Here is an 8,136-nt window from a genome sequence, read left to right as displayed (position 1 = left end):
CTGTACGAGGTTTCGGCCCGCCACAGCGTCACGCTAACGCTGGGGGGCTTTTTTACCGACCGGGATATGCACGCCCTGCACGCCCAGGCCCCGAATCTGGTGTTTCAGACGGGCGGCAAATGGGCCAAGGTGCAGGGAACGCGCAGTACGGCAGTGCGGCTGCACCTTCCCAAAACCGGCCAGCAGCGCGGCCCGGTTCCCGGCCAGAGCGTGTTACAGGAAACGATTCTCAGCGCCCTGACCCCGGCTCCCTTTGCCCAGCGGGTACATTACCGGACCGACACGCTACGCGGAGAAGTGGATACCGAGTATGTGCGGGGCTGCGCGCTATGGCGCGTGACTTTTCCTCCGGGCGGCGGGCGCGTGGCCCTGAGTGTGCAGGGCGTAACGCCCACGACCAGACCGGTTAAAGATCCCTGGCAGGCTTACGACACCGAGGCCGAGCGCCGCCTTCAACTGGCGCGGCTGGCCTTTCAGTCCACTGGCGTCGCCGATGAGGTTGTGGCGACCCTGGCCGTAGCCGCCGACGCTTACATCGTCAAGCGTACCCAACCCGCCGGAGTGAGCGTCATAGCAGGCTATCCGTGGTTCGGTGAATGGGGCCGCGACGCTATGGTCGCCCTGACCGGCCTGACCCTGGTCACCGGGCGGCCCACCGTGGCCCGCGACCTGATCCGTACTTTTCTGCATACCACGCAGCGCGGCCTGGCACCCAATTTTTTCCATGACGACGGCAGTGGAGCCGGTTACAACACGGTAGATGCGGCGCTCTGGCTGGCGGTGTGTCTGGAACGCTATACCCGCACCACCGGAGACGGCGCTTTCGTGCGTGAGTGCCTACCCGCCCTGCGTGAAATTCTGGGCTGGCACGTGCAGGGCACCGACTTTGGTATTCAGGTCGACCCCGACGACGGACTGCTGCGCTGCGGGCTGCCGGGCAGCCAGTTGACCTGGATGGACGCCAAGATCAACGACTGGGTAGTGACCCCCAGGGCGGGCAAACCTGTCGAAATTCAGGCGCTGTGGCTGGCGGCGCTGGGGGCCGAGGTGCGGCTTTCGGGGGCGCTGGGCGAAACACCGCGTTTTGCCGATGTACTCGAGCGGGCGTGGCAGGGCTTCGGCGCACTCTGGCAACACCTGCCCGGCGAAACAATGCAGACTGGGCGAACCCCGCTGGCCGAGCTGCTGGGGCTAAGCACCACGGGGCCGGGCGGCCTGACGGGCCTGGTTTCGCTGGGCGACCCCTCGGTCTCGGCCCCCGCACTTGAACAGAGTGCTCTGGACACCATCAATTCTCTAGGAGACGTTCAGGACAACTCCCAGCGGCCCGCCACCCACAGCACCAGAGCGCTGCTGGCCGACGGGCTGACGCCCCAGGGAACGCCCGACCTCAGTGTTCGCCCGAACGCAGTGGTGGCGCTGGCGCTGGCCGACACCCCGGTCAGCGACGCCCAACTCGACGCAGTGATCGCCCAGACCGAGGAACTGCTCCTGACTCCGATGGGCCTGCGTAGCCTCTCGCCACTTGATCCGAACTACCGGGGGCACTACGGCGGCCCCCAGATCGTGCGCGACGCCGCCTACCACCAGGGCACCGTCTGGCCGTGGACAATAGGCTCGTTCACCGAGCTGCTGGTGTCACGCGGCGAAGTGCGGCGGGCGCGGGCGGTGCTGGCCGGACTGACTGGGCACCTCTGGGAAGCCGGAATAGGCCACGTTTCCGAGATTTTCAGCGCCGAAGACCAGCGGGCAGCCGGGTGTCCTTTTCAGGCCTGGAGCGTGGCCGAAGTGCTCCGCGCACACGTGCTGGTTTCACTCTCGGAGCAGCGCCTGGCGCAGCCTGCCCAAAAAGGCCCCCCAAGCCCGCCCCCGACGCCGGGAACTTAGGCGTTGAGCAACACTAAATGAAGCCGCTGACCTTGACGTAGACAGCACACAAATCTAGGATTCGGGCATGACTTCCTTTTCGCTGCCTGGAATCGCCCCGCAAAAACAGGGTGCAGCTGCGGCGCATTCCCAGATATGACCACGCAGCCGCTGGTCTTACCCCCCCAGGCGACCCAGGTCGGTCTGGCGGTAGACGTGGTGGCTTTTGCCATGGACGCCGGGAAGTTGCAGGTGCTGCTGGTCAAGCGCGGGGAGTTGCCGCACGCCCGGGTCTGGGCCATGCCGGGCGGATTCGTGCAACCCGGCGAGGAACTGCACGAGGCCGCCCTGCGCGAGCTGAGAACCGAAACGTCGGTGCATCTGGAACCGCGCCACCTCGAACAGTTCTATACCTTCGGACAGGTGGGCCGTGATCCGCGTGGCCGGATCGTCAGTGTGGCGCACCTGGCCGTGTTGCCGCACGGGGCGGCGCGGGTCGTTCCGGGCGGCCACACCCTGGGGGCCGAGTGGCACAGTGCCCACCAGCCGCCGCCACTGGCCTTCGACCACCAGCAGATTCTGAACCGGGCACTGGGGCGGCTCCAGGTGCGGCTGGAATACGCCAATCTCGCCCTCGAATTTTTGCCCGATAGTTTTACTCTGCCCGAATTGCAGGTGGTCTACGAGGCCATTCAAAACCGCAAGCTGGACAAACGCAACTTCCGTAAACGCCTGCTCAGTCAGGGCGTCCTGACCCCCTGCGGTGAACGGCGCATAGGCGTGGGCCGTCCGGCGCAGCTGTACCGCCGAGCCAAAAATGCCCGTGTCGCGGCGCTGTAGCCGTCACTGATCAGGAGCAGCTGTGATGAGAGGATGAACTGGAAGCCACCGCCGGGCCGCTCGCTCCCATAAAGTCCAGCCCGCAACTCGCGCCTCCAGCGCAGCCTTCAGGGGTTCGACGTTGCCCCCGAGCAGGGCCAGCAGCGCCGGGTAAGCAGCGAAACCGTCCTCCAGTTCGCGCAAAACGGGCGCCATGCCGCTGAAGGCCCCGGCATTCGGCAGGGCGTACCCTCTGATTTTGCGCCGGGCACTTTCTTACTGTCTTTCTCGCTGTCGCCGCGCACCAGAGCGGGCGGGCGGGCCAGTTGCACGTATCCGGCGGGCGGCGTGGGTACTGGGGGCGGGGCGGGTAGAAGGCTGACTTACTTCCTGATTCTCTCAGGCGCGGAGTAGACCGTAAAGCGGCCCTGGCGCGTAAAGGCGCACAGGGTCACGCCGAAGGTCTGCGCGGTGTCTATGGCAAGGGTCGAGGCCGCGCCCACCGTCACGACCACCGCCACGCCCGCCATGACGGCCTTTTGCACGATCTCGAAGCCCGCGCGGCTGCTCACGCACAGCAGGTGGTTCGTCAGCGGCAACCGGGACACGGCCCAGCCCACCACCTTATCCACGCTGTTGTGCCGCCCGACATCCTCGAAGGCGCACAGGCGCTCGCCTGCCGCGCTGAACAGGCCCGCGCCGTGCAGCCCGCCCGTGGCAGCGAACCCGGTCTGGGCCGCCTGCAAACGCTCTGGCAAAACGCTCACCAGCTCTGGTAAAAGCGCCTCCCCCGTCCACCTGGGACGCCCCGCCCGCACCGCCAGCCGCTCGATGCTGCCCGTGCCGCACACGCCGCAAGCACTTGACGACACCGCCAGCCGGGCGCCGTGTGCCAACCGTGCATGCTCGGGGGTGCTGAGGTGCCAGACATTCGGGTTTTGGCCGGGCCACAGCGAAAACGCGGCGGGCAACAGGCCCTCGGACACCAGCCAGCCGGTGAGCAGTTCGCGGTCATGTCCCGGTGTCCGCATAAGGACCGCCAGCGTCAGCGCTCCAGCAGGCTGCTCTAGGCGCAGTTCGAGAGGTTCTTCCAGTGCCACGGCCTCCAAACGCCGCCGCTGACCCGCAGCCGTAAACTGCACCGCGCCCAGCTGGGCGCACAGCTCAGGAGCCATGGCTCACGGGATACGGGTGCCGGGCTGCGCGTTGGCCTGCTCCTCACGCGCCGCACGTATCCCCTGCCCCAGCCCGCGCAGCACACCAAACAGCGTACCAAGCGCAAGTTGAACGTCGGGGTCGAGCAGCAACCTGGGAAGCTCCAGCGGCGTGACTTTTTCGCCGTTCACCGCGCTATGGGCGCCCTGGCTGACCGCGCCGCCGATCCCCTGCGCCAGCTGGCGAATGTCGGCGGGGTCAAGTCCGCCTATCAGCCGCGCCAGTTCAACCACGCTGCGTAGGCCCGCGATCATCTGGTCGCTGCCCAGGGTACGCAGCGCACCTTCGGTCAGGCCCTCGCCGCCGCGCACCAGCTTGGTCAGCACGTCCAGCACGCCGTGCTCATGCAGTTCACGCAGCAGCCTGAGGCTTTCTTCGAGCGCGGGGGCCGAATCGTGAAACTCGTTTTCCAGCCGCTGCTGTGGGCTGGCTGGGCGTGGAGTAAATTCTAAGGGTTTAGCCATGTGACAGCCTCCGGGAAAGGTCGGGAAAAGAAAGGATGGGGCGGAGCGGCGCACATCGGGGCCTGTGGCCGGGCTAGAGGACAGAGGGCATAAAGGGCAAGTGGTAGCGCTCCCGTCCGCGTGCCTCTTGACTCAACTCAATGGGCTGTGGTCAATCGGCTGCCCCCAATCGGCTGCGTTCAATCCGCTGTGCCGCCGCCCTCACCGGGCATGGTGTAGCCCGGCTGCGCCCACTTGCGCTGCACCTCCACGCCGCGCTGCGGGGTAGGGTGGCCGTAGCGGGGGTTGCTGCGGGGCATGGGATTTTCGCCCACGTCACCGAGCACCTCCATTCGCACGCTGCTGTCCTTGTAGGCGGGCGTATGCGTCACGCTGTCGTGGTTCAGGCCGGTCAGGTGGTTGACGGTGTCTATGTAGAGCCGGGCGTTCATGGGCACATACACCTCCTGGCCAGCCACGCGGTCGGTCACCAGCACGCGCACCCGCACCGCGCCGTCGGGACTGACCAGCCGCACCCAGGTGCCGGTCTGCACGCCGCGCTCGGCGGCCAGTTCGGGGCTGACCTCGACAAAAGTGTCGGGGGCCTTGCTGGTAATCCCCGCCGTGTGGAAGGTCATGTTGCCCTCATGAAAGTGCTCCAGCATCCGCCCGTTGTTGAGGTGCAGGTCGTACTCGGCAGTGGGCGGGCGCTGACGGGGCTGGAATTCAGCCGGGAACAGCCGCGCCTTGCCGTCGGGAAAGTTAAAGCCGTTGACGTACAGCAGCGGCGTGTCGGTGCCGTCGGGGGCCACCGGCCAGCACAGCGTCTTGTACCCTTCGAGGCGCTCGTAGTTGACCCCGGCGTAGATGGGAGACACGCGGGCAATCTCGTCCATGATCTCGCTGGGGTGCGCGTAGTTCCAGTCGGCCCCCATGCGGCGGGCCACTTCTATGTAAATTTGCCAGTCGGGCTTGGTGCCGCGCAGCGGGGGCATCACCTCGTAGAGGCGCTGAATACGGCGCTCGGTATTGGTGAAGGTGCCTTCCTTTTCCAGCGAGGCCGCGCCCGGCAAAATCACGTCGGCGTAGCGGCAGGTGTTGGTAAAGGTCAGTTCCTGCACTACCACGAATTCCATCGCCTCAAACCCGATCGACATGTAGTTGGAATTGGCGTCGGTCAGGCTCATTTCCTCGCCCGTAACCCAGATGGCCTTTAGGCGGCCTTCGAGCGACGCGCCCACCATCTGGGTGTTGTCCAGGCCGCGCTCGGGGCGCAGGGTAATGCCCCACTCGCGCTGGAACTTGGCGACCACTTCGGGGTCTTTTACGGGCTGATAGCCCACCGTCAGGTCGGGCATAGTACCCATGTCGGCAGCGCCCTGCACGTTGTTGTGGCCACGCAGGGGGTAGGCCCCCGCGCCCGGCCTGGCATAATTGCCGGTAATAAGGAGCAGGTTAGAAATGGCGGTGCTCGTCTCGCTGCCGCCGCACTGCTGGGTCACGCCCATGGCCCAGGCGATGCACACGCCGCCCTTGACAGCCGCGATGCGCCGCGCCAGGTTCTCCAGCTCCGCTTCAGACAGCCCAGTCTGCTCGGCGGCGTAGGGCAGGGTGTACTGTTCCAGGCTCTTTTTGAACTCGGCCAGGCCAGTGGTTTTCTCGGCGATGAACTGCTCGGCGGCGAGGCCCTGATCCAGAATGAAGCGGCTCACCGCGTTGAGCCAGATAAAGTCGCTGCCAGGAAGCGGGCGCAGAAACAGGTCGGCGCGGCGGGCCATTTCGTGCTTGCGGAGGTCCACCACGATCAGCTGCTGCCCGCGCAGCTTGTGCGCCCGCTTGATGCGGGTGGCCAGTACGGGGTGGCTCTCGGCAGTGTTGGTGCCCACGCAAATGACCATTTCGGCCTTCTCTAGGTCCTTGATGGTGCCAGCGTCACCGCCGTGCCCCACGGTGCGGAACAAACCGGCAGTGGCAGGCGACTGGCAGTAGCGCGAGCAGTTGTCCACGTTGTTGGTGCCGATGATCTGGCGGGCGAATTTCTGCACCAGGTACGCTTCCTCGTTGGTGCCTTTGCTGCTTGCTACGAACGCCAGCGCGTCGGGGCCGTACTGCGCCTTGATTTCGCTGAAGCGGCGGGCCACCAGATCCAGCGCCTCGTCCCAGCTGGCTTCTCGGAAGCGCTCGCCCTCACGGATGAGCGGCGAGGTCAGGCGCTCGTCGCTGTTGACATAGTCCCAGGCGAATTTGCCTTTCACGCAGGTCGAAATGCCGTTGGCCGCGCCTTCTTGCGGCTCGACCTTCAGAATCTGGCGGTCTTTGGTCCACACGTCGAACGAGCAGCCCACGCCGCAGTAGGTGCAGACCGTCTTGGTCTTGTTGATATAGCCGTCGCGCACCTTCGACTCAATGTCCGACACGGCCATAATGGCCTGAAGACCGGTGCTTAGTTCTACGCCTTTAACCACGTCAACAGCGGCGTTCCACACCGGCAGCGGCAGGTCGGTCATCAGGCCTGCCTCGCCCAGCATAGCGGTTTCCATCAGCGCGTTGCAGGGGCACACGGTAACGCAGTGGCCGCAGCTGACGCAACTGCTCTCGTTGATAGGCACGCCGCCGTCCCATAGCACGCGCGGGTTGGGCGAGGACCAGTCGATGCTCAGGGTTTCATTGACCTGCACGTCCTGGCAGGCTTCCACGCAGCGCCCGCACAGGATGCACTGGTCGGGGTCGTAGCGGTAAAACGGGTTGCTGAAGTCCTTGGCGTAGCCCTTGGGGCGGTACTCGTGCTGCTGGTGCTCAGGCCTCAGCAGCCCAAGCGTGTTGTGCAGCGTGCAGTTGTGGTTGTTATTGTCACAGATGGTGCAGTAAAAGTCGTGGCGGCCCATCAGGCGGTCATAGCCCTCGCGCTGGGCCTGGTTGGCGGCTGCGACAGCGGTCTTGACACTCTGGCCCGCCGCCACCGAGGTCGTGCAGGCCCGTGTCACCCGCCCGTTCACCTCTACCATGCAGGTGTCGCAGGTGCCGATCGGCCCAAGTTGCGGGTGATAACAGACCTGCGGCAGTTGCGTGCCGGAACGGTTGATCACGTCGATCAGCGGCTCACCCAGCCGGGCAGTGTAGCTGCCACCATCGACCGTGACGCTGATTTCCGCGCCGTAGGTCGGGCGCAGCGGGCCGGGCGGATAGTGCAGGTCGTGAGAATACTGGTCTTGCGGAGCGGAAAAATCAGCCATATGGACTACCTCGGTGGCGGGTCTGGGAGAGCGGGTTTGGGAGCGAGGAGGAACGCGGGAAGCGTGAGAGAGCACGCCAGTGATTGAGCCGTGGCCTGACGGGCGGGCCGTGGGCAGGGTGAGCGGCCTTTTTGTGGCGGGCCCACTGCGCCTCTGCGCAATAATCAATGGTGCCGCAATAATCAATGGTGCGGACGGTTTCATAACCTTGAGCAGCGGATGCCTGCCCCGATAAAGCGAGAGCAAAAATCGTTTCTATGAGCAACAGAAACTTGCCTGTTATGCCTTCCAAGTTCTCCAAAACTGAGTTTGGCGTGTTGGACGGTAGCGAATTGAATCAAATCGGGCTTTTGGCCTTCATTGATGATAAATCTAAACATGGCCCGCCGTTGCTGTTTTGCACGCATTCTGATTTCGGCAGAACGCGCAAAAACTGCCCGCACCATTGGATCTGAAATAACCAGATTCAATCGGCAGTCCGTATAAGAGGCTGTCTGAGGCCCTAACCATGGGAAATGTTTTAGGCTTTAACGGTGGAACGCGCAGCTTACCCTAGCGAC

General features: G+C 64.8%; 6 protein-coding genes. 2 read left to right on the top strand and 4 right to left on the bottom strand.

Annotated features, from left to right (window positions below):
* Both QZ269_RS10840 and QZ269_RS10835 read left to right on the top strand, forming a co-directional pair.
* The coding region (locus tag QZ269_RS10840; protein WP_291426725.1) for an amylo-alpha-1,6-glucosidase at positions 1-1,887 on the top strand (1,887 nt) is incomplete at its 5' end.
* A 135-nt stretch (positions 1,888-2,022) separates the two neighbouring features.
* Complete coding sequence (locus QZ269_RS10835; protein WP_291426724.1) at positions 2,023-2,706, top strand: NUDIX domain-containing protein; 684 nt, start codon at positions 2,023-2,025, stop codon at positions 2,704-2,706.
* A 3-nt stretch (positions 2,707-2,709) separates the two neighbouring features.
* Here the strand turns inward: QZ269_RS10835 and QZ269_RS10830 are convergent, their stop codons facing one another.
* The 4 genes from QZ269_RS10830 to fdhF form a co-directional block, all read right to left on the bottom strand.
* Positions 2,710-2,901: a hypothetical protein gene (locus QZ269_RS10830; protein WP_291426723.1), complete on the bottom strand. Its 192-nt coding sequence runs from the start codon at positions 2,899-2,901 to the stop codon at positions 2,710-2,712.
* A gap of 167 nt (positions 2,902-3,068) precedes the next feature.
* Complete coding sequence (locus tag QZ269_RS10825) at positions 3,069-3,860, bottom strand: formate dehydrogenase accessory sulfurtransferase FdhD (protein WP_291426722.1); 792 nt, start codon at positions 3,858-3,860, stop codon at positions 3,069-3,071.
* Between the two features lie 3 nt (positions 3,861-3,863).
* Positions 3,864-4,364, bottom strand: a complete 501-nt coding sequence (locus QZ269_RS10820) for a DUF1641 domain-containing protein (protein ID WP_291426721.1) — start codon at positions 4,362-4,364, stop codon at positions 3,864-3,866.
* Between the two features lie 179 nt (positions 4,365-4,543).
* Positions 4,544-7,576 (bottom strand): formate dehydrogenase subunit alpha, encoded by a 3,033-nt coding sequence (gene fdhF, locus QZ269_RS10815; protein ID WP_291426720.1) that lies wholly within the window; start codon positions 7,574-7,576, stop codon positions 4,544-4,546.
* Positions 7,577-8,136: the final 560 nt, after the last annotated feature.

The organism is Deinococcus sp., assembly GCF_018260405.1.
Taxonomy (GTDB): domain Bacteria; phylum Deinococcota; class Deinococci; order Deinococcales; family Deinococcaceae; genus Deinococcus.
This window is presented reverse-complemented; position numbering and strand designations above follow the sequence as displayed.